Source organism: Pseudonocardia sp. GCM10023141 (assembly GCF_042653605.1).
This window is the reverse complement of sequence record NZ_JBHSIR010000015.1, coordinates 25878-48485: the sequence shown is the minus strand read 5'-3', so window position 1 is coordinate 48485 and position 22608 is coordinate 25878. Positions and strand designations below refer to the sequence as shown.

The 22608-nt window shown below is 74.0% G+C and carries 20 protein-coding genes; 8 read left to right on the top strand and 12 right to left on the bottom strand.

Translation table 11 applies throughout. The features are described from left to right. Positions 1–5: 5 nt before the first annotated feature. The 7 genes from mraY to mraZ form a co-directional block, all read right to left on the bottom strand. A complete protein-coding gene (gene mraY, locus ACFPFQ_RS08360) occupies positions 6–1076 on the bottom strand; it encodes a phospho-N-acetylmuramoyl-pentapeptide-transferase (protein ID WP_379616491.1) in 1071 nt (356 codons plus the stop codon). After that, entirely contained in the window at positions 1073–2524 is a 1452-nt protein-coding gene (locus ACFPFQ_RS08355; RefSeq protein ID WP_379616489.1) for a UDP-N-acetylmuramoyl-tripeptide--D-alanyl-D-alanine ligase, read from the bottom strand. Before ACFPFQ_RS08355 ends, mraY begins: the two co-directional genes overlap by 4 nt. 48 nt (positions 2525–2572) lie before the next feature. Next, complete coding sequence (locus tag ACFPFQ_RS08350) at positions 2573–4120, bottom strand: UDP-N-acetylmuramoyl-L-alanyl-D-glutamate--2,6-diaminopimelate ligase (protein WP_379616487.1); 1548 nt, start codon at positions 4118–4120, stop codon at positions 2573–2575. A gap of 351 nt (positions 4121–4471) precedes the next feature. Further along, positions 4472–6331, bottom strand: coding sequence for a peptidoglycan D,D-transpeptidase FtsI family protein (locus ACFPFQ_RS08345; protein ID WP_379616486.1), 1860 nt, complete (start codon positions 6329–6331; stop codon positions 4472–4474). Positions 6332–6365: 34 nt separating this feature from the next. Continuing rightward, positions 6366–7034 carry a hypothetical protein gene (locus ACFPFQ_RS08340; RefSeq protein WP_379616484.1) on the bottom strand — a complete coding sequence of 223 codons (669 nt, stop codon included), beginning with the start codon at positions 7032–7034 and terminating at the stop codon, positions 6366–6368. Positions 7035–7128: 94 nt separating this feature from the next. Beyond that, positions 7129–8088, bottom strand: a complete 960-nt coding sequence (rsmH, locus tag ACFPFQ_RS08335) for a 16S rRNA (cytosine(1402)-N(4))-methyltransferase RsmH (RefSeq protein ID WP_379616482.1) — start codon at positions 8086–8088, stop codon at positions 7129–7131. Positions 8089–8346: 258 nt separating this feature from the next. Continuing rightward, positions 8347–8778 carry a division/cell wall cluster transcriptional repressor MraZ gene (gene mraZ / locus ACFPFQ_RS08330; protein WP_379616480.1) on the bottom strand — a complete coding sequence of 144 codons (432 nt, stop codon included), beginning with the start codon at positions 8776–8778 and terminating at the stop codon, positions 8347–8349. Positions 8779–9243: 465 nt separating this feature from the next. Between mraZ and ACFPFQ_RS08325 the strand changes: the two genes are divergently transcribed. The 3 genes from ACFPFQ_RS08325 to ACFPFQ_RS08315 are packed head-to-tail and all read left to right on the top strand — an operon-like array spanning position 9244 to position 13844. After that, positions 9244–10254 carry an AAA family ATPase gene (locus ACFPFQ_RS08325; RefSeq protein ID WP_379616535.1) on the top strand — a complete coding sequence of 337 codons (1011 nt, stop codon included), beginning with the start codon at positions 9244–9246 and terminating at the stop codon, positions 10252–10254. Position 10255: 1 nt separating this feature from the next. Beyond that, positions 10256–11512 carry a DUF58 domain-containing protein gene (locus ACFPFQ_RS08320; protein ID WP_379616478.1) on the top strand — a complete coding sequence of 419 codons (1257 nt, stop codon included), beginning with the start codon at positions 10256–10258 and terminating at the stop codon, positions 11510–11512. 31 nt (positions 11513–11543) lie between these two features. Continuing rightward, entirely contained in the window at positions 11544–13844 is a 2301-nt protein-coding gene (locus tag ACFPFQ_RS08315) for a transglutaminase TgpA family protein (protein ID WP_379616477.1), read from the top strand. Between the two features lie 74 nt (positions 13845–13918). On the opposite strand, the gene ACFPFQ_RS08310 is transcribed toward ACFPFQ_RS08315, so the two are convergent. Both ACFPFQ_RS08310 and ACFPFQ_RS08305 read right to left on the bottom strand, forming a co-directional pair. Then, positions 13919–14299 carry a DUF3040 domain-containing protein gene (locus ACFPFQ_RS08310; protein WP_379616533.1) on the bottom strand — a complete coding sequence of 127 codons (381 nt, stop codon included), beginning with the start codon at positions 14297–14299 and terminating at the stop codon, positions 13919–13921. Between the two features lie 276 nt (positions 14300–14575). Then, a complete protein-coding gene (locus ACFPFQ_RS08305) occupies positions 14576–15310 on the bottom strand; it encodes a class I SAM-dependent methyltransferase (RefSeq protein ID WP_379616531.1) in 735 nt (244 codons plus the stop codon). A gap of 76 nt (positions 15311–15386) precedes the next feature. Between ACFPFQ_RS08305 and ACFPFQ_RS08300 the strand changes: the two genes are divergently transcribed. After that, a complete protein-coding gene (locus tag ACFPFQ_RS08300) occupies positions 15387–16229 on the top strand; it encodes a ParA family protein (protein WP_379616475.1) in 843 nt (280 codons plus the stop codon). A 22-nt stretch (positions 16230–16251) separates the two neighbouring features. Here the strand turns inward: ACFPFQ_RS08300 and ACFPFQ_RS08295 are convergent, their stop codons facing one another. Continuing rightward, complete coding sequence (locus tag ACFPFQ_RS08295) at positions 16252–16692, bottom strand: SAV_6107 family HEPN domain-containing protein (protein ID WP_379616473.1); 441 nt, start codon at positions 16690–16692, stop codon at positions 16252–16254. A gap of 49 nt (positions 16693–16741) precedes the next feature. Further along, positions 16742–17059, bottom strand: a complete 318-nt coding sequence (locus tag ACFPFQ_RS08290) for a hypothetical protein (protein ID WP_379616471.1) — start codon at positions 17057–17059, stop codon at positions 16742–16744. Positions 17060–17252: 193 nt separating this feature from the next. Here ACFPFQ_RS08290 and ACFPFQ_RS08285 point away from each other — a divergent pair, with 193 nt between their 5' ends. Together ACFPFQ_RS08285 and ACFPFQ_RS08280 are read left to right on the top strand one after the other, a co-directional pair. Then, positions 17253–17858 (top strand): GNAT family N-acetyltransferase, encoded by a 606-nt coding sequence (locus ACFPFQ_RS08285; protein WP_379616469.1) that lies wholly within the window; start codon positions 17253–17255, stop codon positions 17856–17858. A gap of 79 nt (positions 17859–17937) precedes the next feature. Next, positions 17938–18642: an LppM family (lipo)protein gene (locus ACFPFQ_RS08280; RefSeq protein ID WP_379616467.1), complete on the top strand. Its 705-nt coding sequence runs from the start codon at positions 17938–17940 to the stop codon at positions 18640–18642. A gap of 130 nt (positions 18643–18772) precedes the next feature. Here ACFPFQ_RS08280 and ACFPFQ_RS08275 read toward each other — a convergent pair whose 3' ends face one another. Beyond that, a complete protein-coding gene (locus ACFPFQ_RS08275) occupies positions 18773–19669 on the bottom strand; it encodes a methylenetetrahydrofolate reductase (RefSeq protein ID WP_379616529.1) in 897 nt (298 codons plus the stop codon). Positions 19670–19818: 149 nt separating this feature from the next. Between ACFPFQ_RS08275 and ACFPFQ_RS08270 the strand changes: the two genes are divergently transcribed. Both ACFPFQ_RS08270 and crtI read left to right on the top strand, forming a co-directional pair. Then, positions 19819–20955, top strand: coding sequence for a polyprenyl synthetase family protein (locus tag ACFPFQ_RS08270; protein WP_379616466.1), 1137 nt, complete (start codon positions 19819–19821; stop codon positions 20953–20955). After that, a complete protein-coding gene (crtI, locus tag ACFPFQ_RS08265) occupies positions 20952–22586 on the top strand; it encodes a phytoene desaturase family protein (RefSeq protein ID WP_379616465.1) in 1635 nt (544 codons plus the stop codon). The genes ACFPFQ_RS08270 and crtI overlap by 4 nt, the downstream gene beginning before the upstream one ends. Positions 22587–22608 lie beyond the last annotated feature (22 nt).

Below are 22608 nucleotides of genomic sequence, written 5' to 3'. Positions count from 1 at the left end.
GGGTCTCACGAGATCGGGGAGAACGACAGCCAGTCGCTGTAGAACAACCCCAGCCCCAGCGCGGCGCACATGGCGGCCAGCAACCAGAACCGGATGATCACCGTGGTCTCGGCCCACCCGGCCAGCTCGAAGTGGTGGTGGAACGGCGCCATCCGGAACACCCGCCGTCGGGTGGTGCGGAACACGAGGATCTGCAGCGCCACCGACAGCGCCTCCACCACGAACACGCCGCCGGTCACCACGAGCAGCAGCTCGGTGCGCGTGACGATGGAGAGCCCGGCCACCATGCCGCCGAGCGCGAGCGAGCCCGTGTCGCCCATGAAGATCCGGGCGGGAGCGGCGTTCCACCACAGGAAGCCGATGCAGCCGCCCATGCCGGCGGCCGCGAGCAGCGCCAGGTCGATGGGGTCGCGGACCTGGTAGCAGCCCGCCGCGTTGGTCAGCACGCAGGCGTTGCGGCCCTGCCAGAACGCGATGATCGTGTAGCTGGCCAGCACGAGCGCCGTGGTGCCGGCCGCCAGCCCGTCGAGCCCGTCGGTGAGGTTCACGGCGTTGGAGAACGCCGCGATGATCAGGTTGGCCCACAGGATGAACCCGATCGCCCCGAACGACAGCACCGAGATGTCCCGGACGAACGAAAGGTTCACCGACGCCGGGGAGAGCCCGTAGGCATTGGCGAAGTTGAGGGCGACGCTCGCGAAGATCGTGGCGATCAGGACCTGACCGATGATCTTCGAGATGCCGTTGAGGCCCAGGTTGCGGGCCCGGCGGAGCTTGATGAAGTCGTCGAGGAAGCCGACGATGCCCAGCGCCGTGGTCAGGCCGAGCACCAGCATCGCCGACAGCGTGATCGTCTCGCCGGTGATCAGGTGCGACAGCAGGTAGCCCAGCCAGATCGCGAGCAGGATCGCGACCCCGCCCATGGTCGGGGTGCCCCGCTTCTTGAGGTGGCTGCTGGGGCCGTCCTCGCGGATCTCCTGGCCGAAGCCCTGCCGGGCGAAGAAGCGGATCAGGTACGGGGTGACGAGGATCGAGACCGCGAGCGCGACACCGGCCGCGATGAACACGCCCCTCATCGGCCGGCCCCCCGCGCCGGCCCGGCCGACACCAGCTCGTGGCCGTCGAGCAGCCGGGCGGCGAGCCGCTCCAGACCGAGCGCGCGACCGGCCTTGATGAGCACGACGTCGCCGGGCTCCAGTTCATGGTCGAGCAGCGCGACCGCGCCGTCGATGCCGTCGACGAGGCGGGTGCGCATGGCACCCGCACCGGGCAGGTACGCCGGGCAGTCCAGCGCGACGAACTCCGCGACCCCGGCCGCGGCGGCGACCGCGGCGAGGGTGGTGTGGGCGGCCGCCGTGGCGTCGCCCAGCTCGCGCATCGGGCCCAGCACGGCCCACACCCGGCGGCCACCGGCCAGTGCCGTGACGGCGGCGACCGCGGCGCGCATCGACTCGGGGTTGGCGTTGTAGGCGTCGTTGACGACCGTGACGCCGTCGGCGCGCTCGGTGATCTCCATCCGCCACTTCGAGACGGGGCCGGTGGCGCCGAGCACGGCCGCCACGCGCGCGGGCGTGGCCCCCAGCTCGAGCGCCACCGCGGCCGCGGCGAGCGCGTTGCCGATGTGGTGCTCGCCGACGAGCTGCAGCTCCACCCGGGCCGAACCGGCCGGGCTGACCAGCGTGAACCGTGGGCGTCCGGCATCCAGGACGACATCGACGGCGCGCACATCGGCGGTGGGTGCGCGCCCGACCGTGACGACCCGGGCGGTGGTGCGGCTCGCCATCGCGGCGACGTTCGGGTCGTCGGCGTTGAGGACGGCGACACCGTCGGCGGGAAGCGCCTCGACGAGCTCGCCCTTGGCCGCGGCGACCTCGGCGGCCGAGCCGAACACGGCCAGGTGCGCCGAGCCGACGTTGAGCACCACGGCGATCCGGGGCCGGATCACCTGCGCCATCGCCGCGATGTGGCCGGTGTGGCGCGCCGAGAACTCCAGCACGAGGTGGCGCGTGCGCGCGTCGGCCCGCAACGCGGTGTAGGGCAGTCCCAGCTCGGTGTTGAACGAGTTCGGCGGCGCGACCGTGGGCCCGAGGTCGGCCAGCAGCGCGGCCAGCAGGTCCTTCGTGGACGTCTTGCCGGAGCTGCCGGTGACGCCGACGACCGCGAGGTCCGGCAGCCGGTCGACGACGTGGCCGGCCAGCCGGGCCAGCGCGGCGAGCACCGCGGCGCCGGAGCCGTCGACGTCGGCCTCGTCGAGGTAGGTGCCGGTGGCCCGGGGCGCGGGCGGGGCGATCACCGCGGGGGCGTCGACCGGACGTCCGGCGAGAACGGCGACGGCACCGGCGGCGACGGCGGCCGCCGCGAACCCGTGCCCGTCGGCACGCTCACCGGGCAGTGCGAGGAACAGCCCGCCCGGCGCGATCGCGCGCGAGTCGAACTCGACGGCCGTGACGCGCTCGTCGCCGGTGGCCCGGTGCAGGCGGCCTCCGGTGACGGCGGCGATGTCGGCCAGCCGCATCTCGATCATCCTGTGTTCCAAGTCATCGAACGCATCCGATCACGTCGGGGTCGGGCACTAGTGGTTGGCCCGGACGGCTGCCGCGAGCTCTGCCACGTCGTCGAACGGGTGTTTCGTGCCGTTGATCTCCTGGCCGGTCTCGTGGCCCTTCCCGGCGACCACCACCACGTCACCCGGCCGGGCCACGGCGACGGCCGCGGTGATGGCCGCACGCCGGTCACCGATCTCCTGGACCTCACCGACGCTGCGGCCCAGCCGGTCCAGCTCGGCCACCGCGCCGGCGAGCATCGCCGCCCGGATCGAGGCGGGGTCCTCGGTGCGCGGGTTGTCGTCGGTGACCACGAGCAGCTCGGCCCGCGCCGCCGCGGCGGCACCCATCAGCGCGCGCTTGCCCCGGTCGCGATCACCGCCGCAGCCCAGCACGACCAGCAGGCGGCCGGGCACCTGGGCGCGCAGCGTGTCCAGCAGCGCCGCGACGGCAGCGGGCTTGTGGGCGTAGTCGACCACCGCGAGGTAGGGCTGCCCGAGCTCGACGCGCTGCATCCGGCCCGGCACGGCGACGAGCGCGAACCGCTCGGCCGCCACCTCGACCGGAACCCCGACGGCGTCCAGGCAGGCGAGCGCGACCAGCGCGTTCGCCACGTTGAACGCGCCGGGCAGCAGCAGCCGGACCGGGACGCGGGCGCCACCGGGCGGCAGGGCGGTGAACGACTGCGTGCCGTCGGGCCGGGTGACGGGGTCGGCGACCCGCCAGTCGGCCGCGCCTCCGCCGGTCGTGACCGTGACGGCGTCCGGGGTGCGGGCGGCGAGCTTGCTGCCCCACTCGTCGTCGACGCAGATCACGGCGTGGCGGGCGCGGCCGTCGAACAGCGCGGCCTTGGCCTCGAAGTAGTCGTCCATGTCGCGGTGGAAGTCCAGGTGGTCCTGCGACAGGTTCGTGAACGCGCCCACCGCGAACCGGGTGCCCGCGACGCGGCCCAGCGCGAGCGCGTGGCTCGACACCTCCATCGCCACGTCGGTGACGCCTGCCTCGAGCATCACCGCGAACAGGGCCTGCAGGTCGGGCGCCTCCGGCGTGGTGAACGCGCTGGGCGCCACGGTGCCGGCGATGCGGATGCCGACGGTGCCGAGCAGGCCCGGGTTGCGCCCGTCCGCGGCCAGCCCGGCCTCGACGAGGTGCGCGACGGTGGTCTTGCCGCTCGTGCCGGTGATGCCCAGCACCGAGAGGCTGGCCGTGGGATCGCCGTAGACGAGCGCGGCGGCCGCGCCGAGCACGTCGCGCGGGCGCGGGTGCACGAGGACCGGCACGCCCGTGAGAGCGGGCCGCGCGGCCCCCTCCGGGTCGGTCAGCACCGCGACGGCACCGGCGGCGAGCGCGACGCCCGCGTAGTCGGCGCCGTGGGCCCGGGAGCCGGGCAGCGCGGCGAACAGGTCGCCGGGACGAGCGTCGGAGGCGCGCAGCGTCACCCCCGTGACGGCGGGGACGGGACCGGGCGGCGGCGCGACGTCGAGCGCGGAGGCGATCGCCCCCAACCCGATCGGCCGCGTGCCGCGCGGCCGGGGCGCCAGCGCACCCACAGCGGCGGCAGTGCTTGCGGGGGACACCACGGCAGGCTACCGGCGGCCCCGCAACGGCCTTTCCGCACGCCCCCACCCCGTCCGGCCACCCGACAACCGGCGCGCCGGACCGACCGCTCGCCGCACCGCGCCCACCCAACAGCCACCGCGCCAACGCCGATCTCGCCGATCGGACACGCCGATTTCGCCATTCCGACACGGTGGTTTGGCAGATCGAACACGGTGATTCGGCGCTTCCGACACGACGTGCACGTCGATCCGGCCCCGCCCTGGATCGCCGCGCCCGTGTCGAGATGGCCCATACAGCGTGTCAGGACCGCGAAATCACCGTGTTGAGATGGCGAAATCGGCGTGTTGGAAGGGCGAAATCAGCGCTGGTCAGGGTTCCTGGAGGGTCTGGAGGGGGGCGGGGTCGGGGCTCACCGGCAAGTGCTCCCGCTGCGCGAGGTAGGTCGCGATGTCGTGGAACAGGGGGGCGGCGCTGGCCCCGCCCGTCGGCGCGTCGAGCATGATCCCGATGACGTAACGGGGGTCCTGCGCCGGGATCATCCCGGCGAAGGTGATCCAGTAGACGTTGGCCGAGTAGCAGCCGCACCGCGGGTCCACCTGCTGCGCGGTGCCGGTCTTGCCGGCCACCTGGTAACCGGGCACCGCCGCCGGGAACCCCGTGCCGTTCTGGCTGATGCCGTTGGGCGTCGTGCCCTTCTGCGTGATCGCCGTGAGCATCGTGCGCAGCTTCGCCGCCGTGTCCGGCGACACCACCTCGACCGGCTTCGGCGCCGGCGGTGCGGTGCGGACGCCGTCGGGACCGGTGACCGACTCGATGATCCGCGGCGGGATCCGCACCCCGTTGTTCGCGACGGCCTGGTACATGCCGGCCATCTGCAGCACGGTCATCGTGAGGCCCTGCCCGATCGGCAGGTTGCCGAACGTGGAGCCCGACCAGGTGGCGACGGGCGGCACGTCGCCCGCGCTCTCCCCCGGCAGCCCGACGTCGGTGGCGGTGCCGATCCCCATCTTGGTGAGCATCTCGACGAAGCGGTCCACGCCGACCTTCTGCGCGGTCATGATCGTGCCGACGTTCGACGACTTCGCGAGCACGCCGGTGAGCGTGTAGTGATCCAGGCCGTGTACCCAGGCGTCGTTGATCGTGCGGTCGGCGACCTTGATGCTGCCGGGCACGTCGAGCACATCGTCGGGCTTCGCGACGCCCGACTGCAGCGCCGCCGCCATGGTGACGATCTTGTTGACCGATCCCGGCTCGAAGGGCGCCGTCACCGCCGGATCGTCGAGCTGCGACGCCGTGGCGTCACCGAGGTTCTTCGGGTCGAACGTGTCGCCGGTGGCCAGCGCGAGCACCTCGGACGTCTTGGCGTCGAGGACGACCACCGAGGAGTCCTTCTTCGCCCCCGTCTTCGTGACGGCGTCGTTGAGGGCCTTCTGCGTCATGTACTGCAGGTCCGAGTCGAGCGTCAGCTGCACGGTCGAGCCCGGGATCGCGGGCCGTTCGAACCGGGTGCTGCCGGGGATGATCGTGTTGCTGCCGTTGACGGTGTCGACCTCGCGCCTGCCGTCGGAGCCGCCGAGCAGGTTGTCCTGCGAGCTCTCGAGACCGACCTTGCCGACGAGCTTCCCGGCGGCCTGGTCCCACGTCGCCGTGCCGATGACGTTGGCGGCGAGCGTGCCGTTCGGGTACTGGCGGTCCTCGCGGCGCTCCTCGGCGATCTCCGGGAACGCCGTGGTCAGCTTCCGCGCGACGTCGGGATCGACGAGCTTGGCGAGCACGAGGTAGCCGTTGCCTGCGTCGCCGAGCTGGTCGCGCAGCTTCGTCACGTCCTGTCCGGTGGCCTTGCCGACGGCCTCCGCCATCGCCGCGACGTAGGCGGCCGTCGCGTCACCCTTGGTCTTCGCAATCAGCATGGGGTTGGTGATCAGCGCGCTGGCCGCGACGCTGAACGCCAGCGGGGCGCCGGACCGGTCGAGTATCGAGCCGCGCTCGGCAGGCAGCGCGATCGTCGTGCTGAGCTGGTTGGCCGACTCGGCCGACAGCGTGCCCGCCTGGATCGTCTGGATGGAGACGAGCTTGAGCATCGTGATGCCCAGCAGCACCACCAGCACCAGCCGGCCGATCTTGTAGCGGTTGCGGGTGCCCCTGGCGCTCGTGGGAGCGCCCGGGCGCCGCGGGCCGGGTGGGCGCGACGCTCCCGTGGCTCGCGGCCGCGGTGGTGCGACGGTCATGGCACAGCCCCGGCCCGGTCACGATCTGATCCGGTCATGCGCCCGTGCCCACTGCTCCCCCGGTCGGAGCATCGCCCTGGACCGCGGGCGCCGGGACGGCACCGTTCGCCGGTGGCACCACCGGGGTACCGGCCGCGGGTGTGGCTGCGGCGGGCGGGGCGGCGGGCGGGGCGGGCGGGGCGGGCGGCAGCACCGGCGCGGGCTTGAACGCCACCTTCGGCTCGCCGACGACCGTGGTGCTGCCGTCGGGGCCCACGACGATCCGGGCCGGGTCCTGCACCGGCACCATGCCCAGCTCGGAGGCCTTGCGGGCGAGCTCGGGCGCCGCGTCCATGGCCGCGACCTCGCGGTGCAGCCGTTCGCTCTGCTCCTGCAGGTTGCGGGCGTCGGTGCGCGCGTCCTGCAGCTTGTACGAGTCGGCGCTGGCCGCCGTGGACAGCCACAGCGTCGCCACCAGCCCGATCGCGAGCAGCACCATGACGAGCAGCACGAACTGGGTGCGTCCGGGTGCGGTGGCGGTACGGGCCGGGCGGCCGCCGACGAGCCGGCGCAGCCGGTCGTCCCGGCGCGCGTAGGCCTTGCCTGCGGCGCCGCGGTCCTTGCCCCGCACCGCGCCACCGGGCGCCGATCGCTGCGCCGGGATGGTCGTGGCCGCACGGGCCCGGGTGGCTGCCCGCGTCCGTTCGGTGACCGGTGCGCTCACAGCAGTCGCCTCCCCCGACCGGCCGACCCCCGCGCGAGGTCGCCCGACACTCGTGTACTCAACCGTTCGATCCGGATCACCCGGTCGCAGGCGTTCATGCGGCTACCTCCCGGATGCGTTCGGCGGCGCGCAACCGCACGGATGCGGCGCGCGGGTTCTCGGCGATCTCGTCCTCGCCCGCCTGCTCGGACCCCCGCACCAGCAACCGGAACTCCGGGCCGTGACCCGGCAGCTCGATCGGCAGGTCCAGCGGGGACGTCGACGTGGACCGCGTCGCCAGCTCGCGCTTGACGATGCGGTCCTCGAGCGACTGGTAGGCCAGCACCACGATGCGGCCACCGAGCACCAGCGAGTCCAGTGCCGCGGGGATCGCGGCCGTCAGCGAGTCGAGCTCACCGTTGACCTCGATCCGCAACGCCTGGAACGTGCGTTTCGCGGGGTGCCCGCCGGTACGGCGCGACGCGGCCGGAACCGCTTCGTAGAGCAGCTCGACCAGCTCAGCACTGCGCTGCAGCGGCGCCTGCGCGCGGCGGCGTCCCACGGCGGAGGCGATCCGACCGGCGAAGCGCTCCTCGCCGTACTCCCGCAGGATGCGCGCGAGCTGCGGCACCGGGTAGGTGTTGAGGACCTCGGCGGCGGTGGGCCCGGTGGTGGGGTCCATCCGCATGTCGAGGTCCGCGTCCCGGGAGTAGGAGAAGCCGCGCTCGTCGGCGTCGAGCTGCAACGACGAGACCCCGAGATCGAACAGCACGCCGTCGACGTGAGGAAGCCCCAGCTCCCCGAGTACGTCGGCGATGCGGTCGTAGACGGAGTGCACGAGGTGGATGCGTCCGGCGTAGGCCGCGAGCCGGCGCCCGGCCAGCTCGAGCGCGTCCGGATCGCGGTCCAACCCGACGAGCGTCAGCTGCGGGTGCGCGGCCAGCAGCGTGGCCGCGTGGCCACCGAGGCCGAGCGTCGCGTCCACGACGACGGCCGGGTGGCCCGAGAGTGCCGGACCGAGCAGCTCGGTGACGCGAGCCAGCGCGACCGGAACGTGCCTGGCCCCAGCCGGCACGTTCCCCTCGCTGTGCTGCCCGCCGCTCGCCGATGCGTCGGTACCTGCCGGATCGGAACGCCGCGAGCCGGGGTGCTGCGATCCAGGATCCTGCCCCACAGCCCCCACCTCCTCGCCGGTTCACGCCACGGCCCGGGCTCCCAGCCGGGCCGGCGGCGATGCCTCCACCCGGCAGACCTGGCACCGGGGAAGGTGCGCCAGGGCTGCCGGGTGGGGGCACCGCCGGGTCCATCTCTCTCACCCGCATCCCGTCCCGATCTAGATCAGGCCGGGAAGTACCTCCTCCTGCGCCTTCGCGTAGGTGTCCTCGTGTTCGTCCTGGTACCGCTGCCAGGCCCCGGCGTCCCAGATCTCGGCGCGCGTGAAGGCGCCGATCACCACGCACTCCTTCGTGAGTCCGGCGTAGCGCCGCAGCTCGGGAGTGATGGCGATGCGTCCCTGGCCATCGGGGTTCTGCTCATCGGTGCCGGAGAAGAGGTTGCGTTGGAAGACGCGGGCCGACTCGCTCGTCAGCGGCGCGGACGCCACCTTCTGAGCGAGCTCACCGAAGGCGTCCCTGGTGAACACGTACAGGCAGTGGTCCTGCCCCTTCGTGATCATCAGGCCGCCTCGCAGCTCGTCGCGGAACTTCGCGGGCAGCGTCAACCGCCCCTTGTCGTCCAACTTCGGGGTGTAGGTGCCGAGGAACACCGGCCCCACCTCCACCTGGGTTGGGCGGGACAGGCTCTGTGCCCCAGCGATCACCACACTACCCCACTTCGCACCACCGTCAACCGCGAGTAGGCCACCTCCTACCGCATCGGATCGAAGAACCTGCTGGTCAGCGCAGTGGGGGGAAAGTGGGGGGTCTTGCGGCACCACCCGCTCGCGGTACACCCGGACCTCACGGAACGCACACGTTCGGCAGCCGATCGGCTACGCAGAGCCGTCAAATCGCCCTTCTACGGCACCTCTGGACGACGGTGGGGAGGATCCGGTGGGCCGCGGTGGTGGAGGTGGAGCACAGTGGGGACCGCCGCCGTACCCCGACGGGGGGAACGCCGCCATCACTCTTTGACAGACTGTGTACCTGGCCCGGGTCATCCTCGGTCCCAGAACGACCGCAGCAGACGACCGCTAGGAGGCCGGGTGACCGCGACGAGCAGCCGATCCGGGATGGACGGCAGCGTGGACGGGCCGGGGATCGGACCGGGGGTGGGCCCGGCCGCCGGGCTGCCGGAGCTGGCCGAGCTGGCCGGCCGCATCGCCTCCAACATCCAGCGGGTGATCGTCGGCAAGCCCGAGGTCGTGCGCATCGCGCTGGTCACGCTGCTCGCCGAGGGCCACCTGCTCGTCGAGGACGTGCCGGGGGTGGGCAAGACGTCGCTGGCCAAGGCGCTGGCCCGGTCGATCGACTGCTCGGTCAGCCGCGTGCAGTTCACACCCGACCTGCTGCCCGGCGACATCACCGGCATGTCGATCTACAACCGGCAGACCACCGAGTTCGAGTTCCGGCCCGGCCCGGTCTTCGCCAACATCGTGATCGCCGACGAGATCAACCGGGCGTCCCCGAAGACGCAGTCGGCGCTGCTGGAATGCATGGCCGAGCACCAGGTCACCGTCGACGGCGCCACCTACGCGCTCGCGAGCCCGTTCATGGTGGTCGCCACGCAGAACCCGATCGAGATGGACGGCACCTATCCCCTGCCGGAGGCGCAGCGCGACCGCTTCACCGCGCGCGTGAGCGTCGGCTACCCGGATGCGGCCGCCGAGCTCGCGATGGTCGACGAGCACGCGGCGTCCGACCCGCTCGACGTGCTGCGCCCGGTCACCGACGCCCGCCAGGTCGCCGGGGTGGTCGCCGCGGTCCGCCGGATCCACGTGGGTCCCGAGGTCCGGCAGTACTGCGTCGACCTCGTCAGCACCACGCGGCGGCTGCCCGAGCTGCGCCTGGGCGCGTCCCCTCGCGCGACCCTGCAGCTGGTGCGTGCCGCGAAGGCGCAGGCCGCGCTCGCGGGTCGCGGGTTCGTCGTGCCCGACGACGTCCAGGCCGTCGCCGTGCCGGTGCTCGCCCACCGGCTGCTGCTCACCCCCGACGCCGTCGCCGCGCGCCGCTCCGCCGTCGACATCGTGCGCGCGCTGCTGTCGCGCCACGCCGTCCCGGCGCCGGCCCGCCCCGGCGGCTGAGGTGGCCCGCCGCGACGGCGACGCGAGGCTGTCCGGGTTCACCACGCGGGGACGCTGCCTGCTCGCGGGCGGGATCGCCACTGCCGCGTGCTCGCTCGTCCTCAACGAGCGCGACCTGCTGCGCATCGGCGTGTTCGTCGCCATGCTGCCGCTGCTGGGCTGGCTGTTGGCGGCCCGCACCCGCCGTGCGCTGCGGGTCAGCCGGACGATCACCCCGAACCGGCTGCCCGTCGGCACCGACGCCGAGGTCGAGCTGCGCCTGCACGGCACCGCGCTGCTCGGTGCGCTGCGGGTGATCGACACGGTGCCCGACGCCGCGGGTCCGCTGCCGTCGGCGCCGCCCCGCTTCACCGTGCACCGGCTCTCGGGGCGCGGTGCGGCGGTCATGACGTATCCCCTGCGGCCCGTGCTGCGCGGCATCCACCGCATCGGCCCGCTGTCGGGCAGCGTCTCCGACCCGCTGGGCCTCGCCGAGTTCGAGCGCCGGCTCATCGAGGACGACCGGCTGCTCGTGGTGCCGCGCGTCGTCGCGCTGCGCGGCATGCCCCCCGCGCTCGGTGCCGGCGAGGGCACCCCCGGTGCCGCGCTCGCCCACCAGGGCCAGGGCGCCTCCGACGTCCTGATCCGCCAGTACCGGCCCGGCGACGAGCTGCGCCGCGTGCACTGGAAGAGCACGGCGCGCCACGACGACCTGATGGTGCGGCTCGAGGAGCGGCCGTGGCGCGGCGGGCTCACGGTGCTGCTGGATCGCCGCGATGCCGCGCACCGCGGCCGCGGCGTCGACAGCAGCCTGGAGTTCGCGATCACGCTGACCGCCAGCATCTGCGCGCACATGATCGCCCGCGGGGAACCCGTCCAGCTCGTCACCGAGGACGGCGCCGCCCTCACGGCGGCACCGGGCGTCGACGCGGTGCTCGACGCGCTCGCCGCGTTGCGGCCCTCGGCGCGCCCCGACCTGAGCGGTCCCGAGCTCACCCACGGCAACGACGTGCTCGCGGTGCTCGGCGCGGTCGGGCCGGGCCAGCTGGAGGGGTTGCTCGCCCGCCGCACCTCCGGCGGGCACGCGATCCTGCTCGACACCGGCACCTGGGACCCTGCGCAGCGGCGCGCAGGCGGGTCGGCCGCCGTGGCGTCCACGCTGCGGGCGGCAGGCTGGCACGTCGCGGAGGCGCGGCTGGGATCGCTGCCCGACCGCGTGTGGGACGACCTGACCACCGGGGGCATCCCGGACGGGATGCGGATGGGGATGGCGACATGACCGGCGTGGCAGCCCAGCAGGGCAGGGCCGCATGAGCGCCCCTCCCGCGGCCCCCGTCCGCGCCACCCCGCCCCGCTCCCCGCTCCCCCCGGCCGGTCCGCCCCGCGTCGAGCAGCCCGCCGCCGCGGGACTGCCCTGGCTCACTGCTGTCGCGTCGGGCGTCGCCGTGCTGCTGGCGGGCGTGCCCGTCTCGGCCATCGTGCTCACGTCGAGCTGGTTCGGCTACGCGGCGCTGGCCGCGGTCGTCGTCGTGGCGGTGGGGCTCGTGCTGCACCGGCTCGGCGCCACCGTCACCGCGGTCGGCCAGTGCGTCGCGGTGGTGCTGCTGCTCACCGCCCGGTTCGCCGACCACGGCATCCTCGGGGTGCTGCCCGGCCCTGCGGCGCTCGGCGAGTTCGGCGAGCTGATCAGGGGCGCCGGGCAGCAGATCAGCGTGGGCATCGCACCCGTGCAGCCGACGCCCGAGATCATGTTCCTGGTCACCGGCGCCTTCGGCATGCTCACCGTGGCCGTCTACCTCGCCGCCGTGATCGCCGGGGCTCCCGCGGCGGCGGGCGTGCCGCTGCTCGCGATCTTCGCCGTCCCGGCCGCACTGGCCGACGACCTGCTCCCGTGGTGGGCGCTCGTCGCGGCGGGCGCCGGGTTCGGGCTGCTCCTCGTCGTCCGCGACGGGGCCCGGCGGCAGGTCAGCGGCGGTGTCGCGGTCGTGGCCGGTGCCGTCGTCGTCGCACTCTTGGTGGGCGCGGGCGCGGGGTTCATCGGCACCTCCGGCCGGTTCGCCGGCAACGGTGCCGGCGCCGGGTCGGCGGGCTCGATCGGGCTGAGCCCCTTCACCGCGCTGCGCGGACAGCTGCAGCAGAGCACGCCGGTGGAGCTGTTCCGCGTCCGCGGCCTGCCCGAGCCGGCCTACCTGCGCGCGCTCACGCTGCGGGACTACCTCCCCGACTTCGGCTGGCAGACCTCCCGCCCCGACCCCGGCGTGCCGTTGCCCGGTCCCACCGGCAACCCGAACACGGGAGCCGGCAAGGTGGCCAACATCCAGATCGAGAACACGTCCTTCCGGGACTTCTGGCTCCCCGTCTACGGGCAGCCTCTCACCGTCTCGGGGCTGCCGACCGGGCAGTGGTTCTTCGACGAACGCAGCGGCACCGGCTACACGATGCGAGTCCGCCAGGACGGGAGCTGGCAGGAGTCCTCGCTGCTGCCCGCACCGACCGCCGCCGACCTGCGTGCCGACAACGGTGCCGGTGACCCCGGTGCCGACTACCTCAACACCCAGGGCGTCGACCAGCGCGTGATCGACATGGCGCAGCAGGCGGTGGCGGGCACCGCCACCCGCTTCGACAAGGCGATGGCGCTGCAGAACTTCTTCACCGGACCGAGCAGCGGGTTCACCTACAGCCTCCAGACCAAACCGGGCGACGGCGACGACGCGCTCGTCGAGTTCCTCACCACCGGCCGCTCCGGGTACTGCGAGCAGTTCGCCTCCGCGATGGCCGTGATGCTGCGCACGGTGGGCGTCCCGGCCCGGGTGGCCGTCGGCTTCACCGGCGGCAAGGCCGACGGCGACGTCCGGTCGGTCAGCACGTCCGACGCCCATGCCTGGGTCGAGGCCTGGTTCCCGCAGCACGGCTGGATCACCTTCGACCCCACCCCGCTCAACGACGGGCGCACCATCACCCCGCCCTACGTGCAGGAGGCCCGCGGCGACAACGCGGCCGGATCCACGCCGCAGGACGACCCGAAGATCCCCCGCAACAGCCCGAACGACGCCGCCACGCCCCCGTCGGCGCCGCCGGTGGCACCGACCGAGCCGACCGCGGCCCCCACCTCCGACACCGGCAGCAGCCTCCCGCTCTGGCCGATCGGCGTGCTGGTGCTGGTCGCGGCCGCCGCGCTGGTGCCGTTCGCTTTGCGGTCGCGGGAGCGACGGCGCCGCCTCGCCGCCGTCACGGCGGGCGGACCGGGTGCGGCGGCCGCCGCGTGGGACGAGCTGCAGGCGGAGTCCACCGATCGCGGGTCACCGAGCCGTCCGAGCGAGACGGTGCGGGCCACCGCACGCAGGCTGGTGAGCGAGCACCGCCTGGAGGCCCCGGCGCAGGCCGCGCTGCGCGACGTCGTGGGCGCGGTGGAAGCGAGCTGGTACGGCGACAGCCACCCCGCGCCGGGCGCGCTCGACGAGCCGGTGCGCGCGGTGCAGGAGGGCATTGCCGCGGGCACCGCCCTCAGCCTGCGCGAACGCCTGCTGCCCCGCTCCGTGGTGGGCACGCTGCTGGGCCGCATCCCGGGCCGCAAGCGCGCCGCCGAACCCCAGGACAGCACCACCGGCTGACCGTCGCGGAGCGGAGACACCGATGCCGCCCGGGGTGGCCCCGGGCGGCATCGGTGGGAACGGAGGCGGAGGACCTACTCCTGTTCGAAGCGGCGGCGGAAACGCTCTTCCATCCGGCCGGTGAAGCCGTTCTTGTCCGGCTCCGGAGCCTTGGCGTCGCCAGCCTTGCCGGCACTCCCGACCGAGGTGACCGCCAGCACGGCCCCTCCGAGCATCGCGAGGAAGCCGACCACGCTGAGAACGGGAAGCCCGAACAGCCACAGCTGGGGTACTGCGATACCGACCACGAGCATGACGAGGCCGACGACGAAGATGGCGACGCCCTGCAGGCGTCGCCGTCGGGTGGGCTTGCGTAGACGACCACCGCGGACGGTGGACGCGAACTTCGGGTCCTCGGCGTAGAGAGCGCGCTCGATTTGATCGAGCAGACGCTGCTCGTGCTCGGAGAGGGGCATGGCTTCGCCTCCGGCACTGTGGTCGTCCTGTCGGGTCATCGTCCATGGTGCCGGGAACGACCTGACGAGCGCCCGGGAGTGGGCGTCTAGTACAGAGGATACGAGTCTGACGGCCCGGCGACTACCCGGACTCGTCAAGCGGACGGGTCGATCTTTTCCCGACACCCGTCCGATCGGGTGGCAGACCGTGTTCGAACCCCCGCCGGCTGGCCCGAAGCGGTGGAGACGGGTGATCACGGTCGGGACCGCGTAACGCTCCCGGACCGGCCACGTCGCTCAGCTCGAGCGGCGGGCCAGCGCGTGCAACCGGGCCGCGACGTCGAGCAGTGCGGGCTCGGCGGCCGCCATCGACTCGAGCTCGGCCACGGCCGTGGCCGCCGCCGGGCCACTGTCGCGGACGGCCCCCGGGACCCAGCCCTCCAACACCCCGTCGGCCTGCAGCAGCTCCACCGTGAGCGCCCCGCCCGCTTCGAGCAGCTTCCGCAGCTCGCCGGCGCCGAGCCTGCGGCGCAGCGCATCATCGGGGCCGAAGCGCCCATCCGGATCGGTCAGCAGCGCGCGGGCCTCGGCGAGCCTGCCGCCGAGGGTGCGGGCGAGCACCGCCGCGTACCGGCCGGCCACGAGCACCGACACCGCGCCACCGGGGCGCGTGGCCCGGGTGAGCGCCGTCACGGCGGCGGCGACGTCGTCGACCACCTCCAGCAGCCCGTGCCCGAGCACGAGGTCGGCACCACCGGCGGGTGCGACGTCGGCGAGCGCGTCGACGTCGCCCTGGACGGACGTGACGAGGTCGTGGACGCCCGCCTCCCGGGCCCGGCGCTGCAGCGCCGCGAGCGCATTGGGGCTGGTGTCGACCACCGTGACGGCACAACCCAGCCGGGCCAGCGGCACGGCCCACGCTCCGCTGCCACCGCCGACGTCGAGCACCTGCGGTGCCCGCCCGGCCCTCCTGGCCTGCGCGCCGGCCAGCTCGGCGGCCACCGCGCGATGCACGGGACCGTTCCCGACCATGTCTCCCACCGCCATGTCCACCCCAGCCCTCACAGCGGCAGCGTAGTGCGCACCCGTTAGGGGTAGGTTGATCGCCGTGCACGTCGTCGCCACGTTGAGCCTCAAGGGTGGGGTGGGTAAGACGACGGTTGCGCTCGGCCTCGCCGGCGCCGCCCAGCAACACGGTGTCCGGGCGCTCGTGGTGGACCTGGACCCCCAGGCCAACGCCACGATCGCGCTGGACGTCGGCCCCACCACCGCCACCATCGCCGATGTGCTCGACGAACCCCGCCGTGCGGTGATCGCCCGCGCCATCGCCCCGAGCGGCTGGGGTGAGGGCCTCGACGTGCTGGTGGGCGCCGAGCAGACCGAGCGCCACAACCACCCCGATCCCGGGCCCAAGCAGCTCGGCAGGCTCGGCCGGGCGCTGCAACGGCTCAGCGAGCCCGACGGCACCGATGTGGACGGTGAGACCCTCGACGACCCGTACCGGCTCGTGATCGTCGACTGCCCGCCGTCGCTGGGTCAGCTCACCCGCAGTGCGCTGGCCTGCGCCCACCGCGCGGTGCTGGTGACCGATCCCACGATGTTTGCCGTGTCAGGTGTGCAGCGGGCGTTCGACGCCGTGCAGACCGAGCGGCAGCGCGGCAACCCCGAACTGCAGCCGCTGGGTGTGCTGATCAACCGCGTGCGGCCCCGCAACACCGAGCACGAGTTCCGGATCAACGAGCTGCGCGAGCTGTTCGGCCCGCTGGTGCTCAGCGGCGTGCTGCCCGATCGTTCGGCCATCCAGCAGGCACAGGGCGCCTGCCTGCCGATCCAGCGCTGGGACACCCCGGGTGCGCGCGAGGTGTCGGCGGTGTTCACCACGCTGCTCGGCCGCGTGCTGCGCAGCGAGCGCCACCGCACGGTGTCCAGCGCGCCCCCTGCCACGCGCTGACCCACTCCCCTACCCGCGCGCGTCACCGCAGCGGAACAGAAGCCGCCACGAGCCCGACGAACTGCTGGGCCTGCCGCATCAGGTCGTCGGCCTCGCGGGTGCCGACCAACCGCGCGATGCCGGCCTCCGCGGCGGCCCGGGTGTCGGAGCAGGACGCGAAGTACGCCGCCCACTCCCCGAACTCCGGCGCCACATCGGCGAGCAGGAGCCAGACGTTGCGGGTGGCACCGCGGCGCTTCTGCGGGCGGGCCCGTACGGCCAGCACGGCGGCGCCCGCACGGAGTGCGGCGAGGTAGGCGGCCGGGTAGCGCAGCAGCGGATCCGGCGTGCGATGGGCCTCGGCGAGCCCGTCGGCGGCCTGGCGCAGCAGCGACAGCGCGGCCCGCGACACCGGCGGCGGCGCCAGCGGCCCGCGCTGGGCCGGGACCCGCATCCCGGCCGGGTTGATGGTGGTGACGGTCATCGGCTGCTCCTCTCGCTCCGGCTCCTGCCCCCGCATCGGTGCCTCGTACTCATTCGGCCACCCGCACCAGATCCCAGACCCCGGGACCGGCACGCATCCGCAGCACGAACTCGCGCGCAGGCGCCTCGGGCTCCTCTGCAGAGCGGGCCTCCACCCGCCAGCACCGCAGCCGATCGCCCCCGATCGGCATCGGCGACGGGAACGGCCACGGCGACTCCTCGATCCACCGCTCGTGGACATCGGTGATGAGGAACCGGGCACCCCGGCGCACCGGCCGGCGCTGGAACTCCACCGGCTCACCGTCCTGCCAGCGGACCTGGATCGGCGTGGGCTGCCGTGATCCGAACACCCGACCGAAGGCATTCACCTGCGTTTCCCCTCCCGACGGATGCCCGGACCGGCTGACCCGGTGGCGGGGCGCTTCCCCCACCCCGACCACCGGGCCAACCGAAGATCGAACGCATGTTCGATCGGACTCCAGTACAGCGCGCCGGGGGCCCGGCGTCAAGTCGGCCCCACCGGGAGCGGCCCGGCGGCCCCGCACATGGTGTGATGAGAGGGTGACCACGGCCCCGGCACATCACCTCGTCCAGCTCGGCCCCGGCGACCTCGCCGACCGGCTCAGCGAGGCGCTGCAGGTCTACGTAGCAGCGATGGGCTACCCGCCGAGCACCGCCCGGCAGCGCCGCACGCTGTGGCTCGACCACATGCGTCGCCCCGGCTGGCGCGCGGTCGGCTGGATCGACACGGGCGGCGCCCTGACCGGCATCGCCTACGGCTACACCGGCGGTCCCGGCCAGTGGTGGTTCGAGGAGGTCCGCCGCGGGCTGCGCACCCACCCGGCCACCCCTGTCGACGCCACGATCCCGAGTGGGCTCGACTGGCTGGGCGACTACTTCGAGCTCACCGAGCTGCACGTCCGCCCCGACGCGCAGGGCCGGGGGCTCGGCGAGGGACTGCTGCGCGCGCTGCTGACCGGCACCCAGCAGCAGACGGTGCTGCTGTCCACACCGGAGTACGGAACCAACCCGCCGGGCCGGGCCTGGCAGCTCTACCGCCGCATGGGGTTCCACGACGTGCTGCGCGAGCACCGGTTCACCGGCGACTCCCGACCGTTCGCGGTGCTGGGCCGCAGGCTGCCCCTGGAGCCGGCGCCCCCACGCTAAGCACGCGAACGGGCGACACCTCCGCCGCCCCGGGCGTCGCTGCGCCCTGCGTCCCCTGCGCCAATGGCACGATGTGTCCGTGTCCTCCACCGTCGTTCCCAGCGGCACCTCCCTGAATCGCGGCCGCCGCCGGTTGCTGCCGCTGCTGGTGCTCGGGCTGGTGCTGAGCGGCCTCCTGCTGGGCGGGTGCGCCCGCGTGCGCACCGCGCTGGCCGTGCAGCCCGACGACCGGGTCACCGGCGAGATCGTGGTGGCCACCCCGCAGCGGAGCCCGGACGACAAGGGCGCCACGGTGACGCTGCCGGCCGACCTCGCCCCCGAGGTCGACATCTCCAGCTACAAGCAGGACGGCTACGCCGGCTCGGTGCTGCGGTTCTCCCGACTGCGGTTCGACCAGATCTCGGCGCTGACCGGCGCCATCGCACCCGCGGGCAACAAGGCCCAGCTCGTGATGAAGCGGGCGGGCGGGCGGCTGCTGGTCACCGGCTCGGTCGACCTCACCACCGTCTCGGTGGACAAGGCCGACTTCCAGCTCAAGATCAGCTTCCCCGGCACCGTGGTGCAGACCAACGGGGAAGTGGACGGCACCACGATCAGCTGGACCTTCACCCCCGGCGAGGTGGGCACCGTCGACGCGACCGTCGCGTACGCCGACCCGAACGCCCCGTCGCCGCTGAACTGGACGCTGGGCCTCGCCGGCGTCGTGGTGCTCGCCGCCGCGGTGGTGGTGCTGCTGGCTCGCCGCACCCGCAACCCCCCGGTGGCGCGGCCCGGGCGCTCGTAGGCGGCCCCGGCCGGCGAGCGCGCACTGGCTCATGATCCAACCGGAACCTGTGAGCGTTGATCACTCGCCCGGCGCAGCAGGCTCACGCGTTGCAGGAAAGTGGCCTTCCTGCAACGGGGCCAGCGCGGCGCTACGAGGTGACCGCGCCCATCGGGCTGTGTGCCGCCAGCCCCAGCCGGTTGACCAGCTCCATGGTGGCCAGCGAGCGGTTGAGCGTGTAGAAGTGCAGCCCGCGCACGCCCTCGGCGAGCAGTCGGGCGCACAGCTCGGTGGTGACGTCGATCCCCGCCGCCCGGAACCCGGCCGGATCCTCGGCGTACGGCTCGAGCCGCTCGGCGAGCCCGGCCGGCAGTGGTGCCCCGGACAGCTCCGGTCCGCGGCGCAGCGTGCGCACCGTGGTCAGCGGCATGATCCCGGGCAGCAGCGGCGCGTCGCAGCCCGCTGCCGCGAGCCGGTCGCGCAGCCGCAGGAAGCCATCGGGCTCGAGGAACAGCTGGCTGATCGCGAAGTCGGCGCCGGAGCGCATCTTGGCGAGCAGCCGGGCGAGGTCGGCGTCGAGGTCGGTGGAGCGCGGGTGCCCGTACGGGAACGCGGCGACACCGACGCAGAAGTCACCGAGCCTGCGCACGAGCGTGACCAGCTCGTCGGCGTAGTCGAGGCCCTCCGGGTGGGCGACCCACTCGCCGAGCGGATCACCGCCGGGGGGGTCGCCGCGCACGGCCAGCACGTTGGGGATGCCCGCGGCCGCATACGCCCCGATGACGTTGCGCAGCTCGGCCACCGAGTGCGAGACGGCCGTGAGGTGGGCCATCGGTACCAACGTGGTGTCGGCCGCGATGCGCGCGGTGGTGCGGATGGTGCGGTCGCGACTGGACCCGCCCGCGCCGTAGGTGACGGAGACGAACGCCGGGTCGAGCGGCTCCAACCGGCGGATGGCGCGCCACAGCTCGGCCTCGCCCGCCTCGTCCTTCGGGGGGAAGAACTCCACGGAGAACACGGGGTGCTCGCGGTCGATCCGCTCGGTCACCTTCACGGGAGAAGACTACGTTCACCGCCCGTCGACTCGGCGCAGCGGGCACGCCGTCCCCGGATCCCGGTGCCCGATCCGTCCCGACCCGGTCAGGGGTGCGGATACCCTCGACCCGTGCCCCATCCCCCCGTTCGCCCGCTCGCCCGGTGACGCGCTCCGGCTCGGTCGACGCCGGGCAGCGCTTCCCGATCGACGCCGCCGCGGCCACCGATGCCGGCCTCGCCGCCGGCATCGAGGAGTCGCTGGCCGCCTACCTGGCTGTCCGCGAGGCCGACACGTACGCCATCGATCCGGTGTTCTCCGAGGCCACGGGCTCGCTGTCGCGCTTCGTCCTCAACGGTGGCAAGCGCATCCGGCCCACGTTCGCCTGGTGGGGCTGGCGCGGCGCCGGGGGCACGCCCGGTGGCGCGGAGGCCGCCGCGGTGCTGCGGGCCATCAGCGCGCTGGAGCTCATCCAGGCCTGCGCGCTGATCCACGACGACCTGATGGACGCCTCCGAGACCCGGCGCGGCCGACCGACGGTCCACGTCGAGTTCGCCCGCAAGCACGCCGAGCAGCGGTGGAACGGTCGTCCGGCGCGGTTCGGCGCCGCGGCGGCGATCCTGCTCGGCGACCTGGCGCTGGCCTGGGCCGACGACATGCTGCGCGCCGCCGGGCTCGCTCCCGACGTGCTGGTCCGCGCGGCCGGCCCGTGGGAGGCCATGCGCACCGAGGTGCTGGGAGGGCAGTTCCTCGACGTGCTGCACCAGTCCAACGGCGATGTCACCACGCGCGGCGCGCTGCAGATCGACCGGTTCAAGACCGCCGCCTACACCGTCGAGCGCCCGCTGCACCTCGGCGCAACGCTCGCCGGTGCCGGGCCCGAGCTGATCAGCGCCTACCGCCGGTTCGGCGCCGACATCGGCATCGCCTTCCAGCTGCGGGACGACCTGCTCGGTGTCTTCGGCGATCCCGCGGTCACCGGCAAGCCGGCGGGCGACGACCTGCGGGAGGGCAAGCGCACGCTGCTGATCGCGCTGGCCGTGGAGCGGGCCGAGCAGCGCGGCGACACCGCCGCCCGCGCCACCGTCCAGGCCGCCGTCGGCGATCCGGACCTCGACGCCGACGGCGTCGACCGGATCCGCGCGCTGCTCACCGAGCTGGGCGCCGTCCAGTCGGTGGAGCAGCGCATCGCCGCGCTCACCGGCTCCGCGCTCGACGCGCTGAGCACCGCTGACGTCGCCGAGCCCGCGGCGTCGCAGCTGGCGGAGCTGGCCGTCGCGGCCACCCGCCGCCACCGGTGACGCGCACCGTCCCCGGACGGACCGGCCACGTCGTCGTGGTGGGAGCGGGCTTCGCCGGGCTCGCCTGCGCCCTGCACCTGCTCGGAGCAGGCCGGCAGGTCACGGTGCTCGAACGCGGGGAGCATCCCGGGGGTCGGGCCGGGCGGCTGGACCTGCAGACCGAGCGCGGCACCTACCTCGTCGACACCGGACCCACGGTCCTGACGATGCCGGACCTGCTCGACGAGACGTTCGCCGCGGTCGGTGAGCGGTCGAGCGACCGGCTCGACCTGGTGGCGCTCGATCCGGCCTACCGCACGCACTTCGCCGACGGCACCACGATCGACGTCCACGCCGACGCCGCGGCCATGGAGGCCGAGGTCGCCGCCGTGTGCGGCGGGCGGGCGGCGAGCGGCTACCGCGACGTCCGGCGCTGGCTGACGGCCCTCTACCGCGCCGAGATCGACACGTTCATCGGCGCCAACATGGACTCCCCGCTGGGGCTGCTCGGGCCCGACCTGGCCCGGCTGGCGGCGCTGGGTGGGTTCGGCAGGCTGGGCCCCCGGATCGCGCGCCTGCTGCCCGACGAGCGGCTGCAGCGGATCTTCTCGTTCCAGGCGCTCTACGCCGGGGTGCCGCCGCAGCGCGCGCTCGGCGCCTACGGCGTGATCGCCTACATGGACACGATCGCCGGCGTGTTCTTCCCCCGCGGTGGCATGCGGGCGGTCGGGCAGGCGCTCGCCGACGCCGCCGTGGCGGCGGGAGCGCAGATCCACTACGGCCGCACCGTGACGGGGCTGGCCCGCGACGGCGGCCGCGTCACCGCCGTGCGGCACCGCGCCAGCGACGACGCTGCCGACCGCTCCGACCCGCTGGGCTGCGACGCCGTCGTGCTGACGCCCGATCTGCCGATCGTCCACCGGTTGCTCGGGCGCGCGCCGCGGCGCCCGGTGGCGCTGCGCTGGTCGCCGAGCGCCGTCGTGCTGCATGCCGGCCTGCGCACCGCCCGCCCGGCGGCCGCCCACCACACGATCTCGTTCGGCGCCGCGTGGGAGCAGACGTTCCGCGAGATCGTCGACGACGGCCGTCTGATGAGCGATCCGTCGCTGCTGATCACGCGCCCGACGGCGACGGACCCGGGGTTGGCGCCGCCCGGGTCGGACCTGCTGTTCGTGCTGGCCCCGTGTCCGAACCTGCAGGCGGGCCGGCTCGACTGGGCCCGCGTCGGCCCGGCCTACCGCGACGAGCTGCTCGCCGTGCTCGAGTCCCGCCAGCATCCGGGGCTCACCGGCATCGCGGGCGACATCGAGGTGTCCCGGCTGGTCACACCCGCAGACTGGGCCGCGCAGGGCATGGGTGCAGGCTCGCCGTTCGCACCGGCGCACACGCTCGCGCAGACCGGCCCGTTCCGGCCGCGCAACCTCGTCCGCGGGCTCACCAACGCGGTGCTCGCCGGGTGCGGCACCACACCCGGGGTGGGCATCCCGCCGGTGCTGATCTCGGGACGGCTCGCGGCCCAGCGCATCATCGGCGGCGACGGCACCGGGGCCGGCGGGCGGAGGCGCAGCACGTCGAAGCGGGCATCCGCGCCCCGCAACGGTGCGGCACGCCCGTCGGGATGGCCCGGCGGCAGGGTCCCCACTGCCGGCTGAGGGCCCTCGTGGCAGCATGGAC

Coding starts and splice junctions, on each gene's coding strand:
- ACFPFQ_RS08315 (WP_379616477.1), top strand. CDS start 11,544: ATGAGCGCCCCTCCCGCGGCCCCCGTCCGCGCCACCCCGCCCCGCTCC.
- ACFPFQ_RS08345 (WP_379616486.1), bottom strand. CDS start 6,331: ATGACCGTCGCACCACCGCGGCCGCGAGCCACGGGAGCGTCGCGCCCA.
- ACFPFQ_RS08295 (WP_379616473.1), bottom strand. CDS start 16,692: ATGACCGTCACCACCATCAACCCGGCCGGGATGCGGGTCCCGGCCCAG.
- mraY (WP_379616491.1), bottom strand. CDS start 1,076: ATGAGGGGCGTGTTCATCGCGGCCGGTGTCGCGCTCGCGGTCTCGATC.
- ACFPFQ_RS08325 (WP_379616535.1), top strand. CDS start 9,244: ATGGACGGCAGCGTGGACGGGCCGGGGATCGGACCGGGGGTGGGCCCG.
- ACFPFQ_RS08310 (WP_379616533.1), bottom strand. CDS start 14,299: ATGCCCCTCTCCGAGCACGAGCAGCGTCTGCTCGATCAAATCGAGCGC.
- ACFPFQ_RS08305 (WP_379616531.1), bottom strand. CDS start 15,310: ATGGTCGGGAACGGTCCCGTGCATCGCGCGGTGGCCGCCGAGCTGGCC.
- ACFPFQ_RS08355 (WP_379616489.1), bottom strand. CDS start 2,524: ATGATCGAGATGCGGCTGGCCGACATCGCCGCCGTCACCGGAGGCCGC.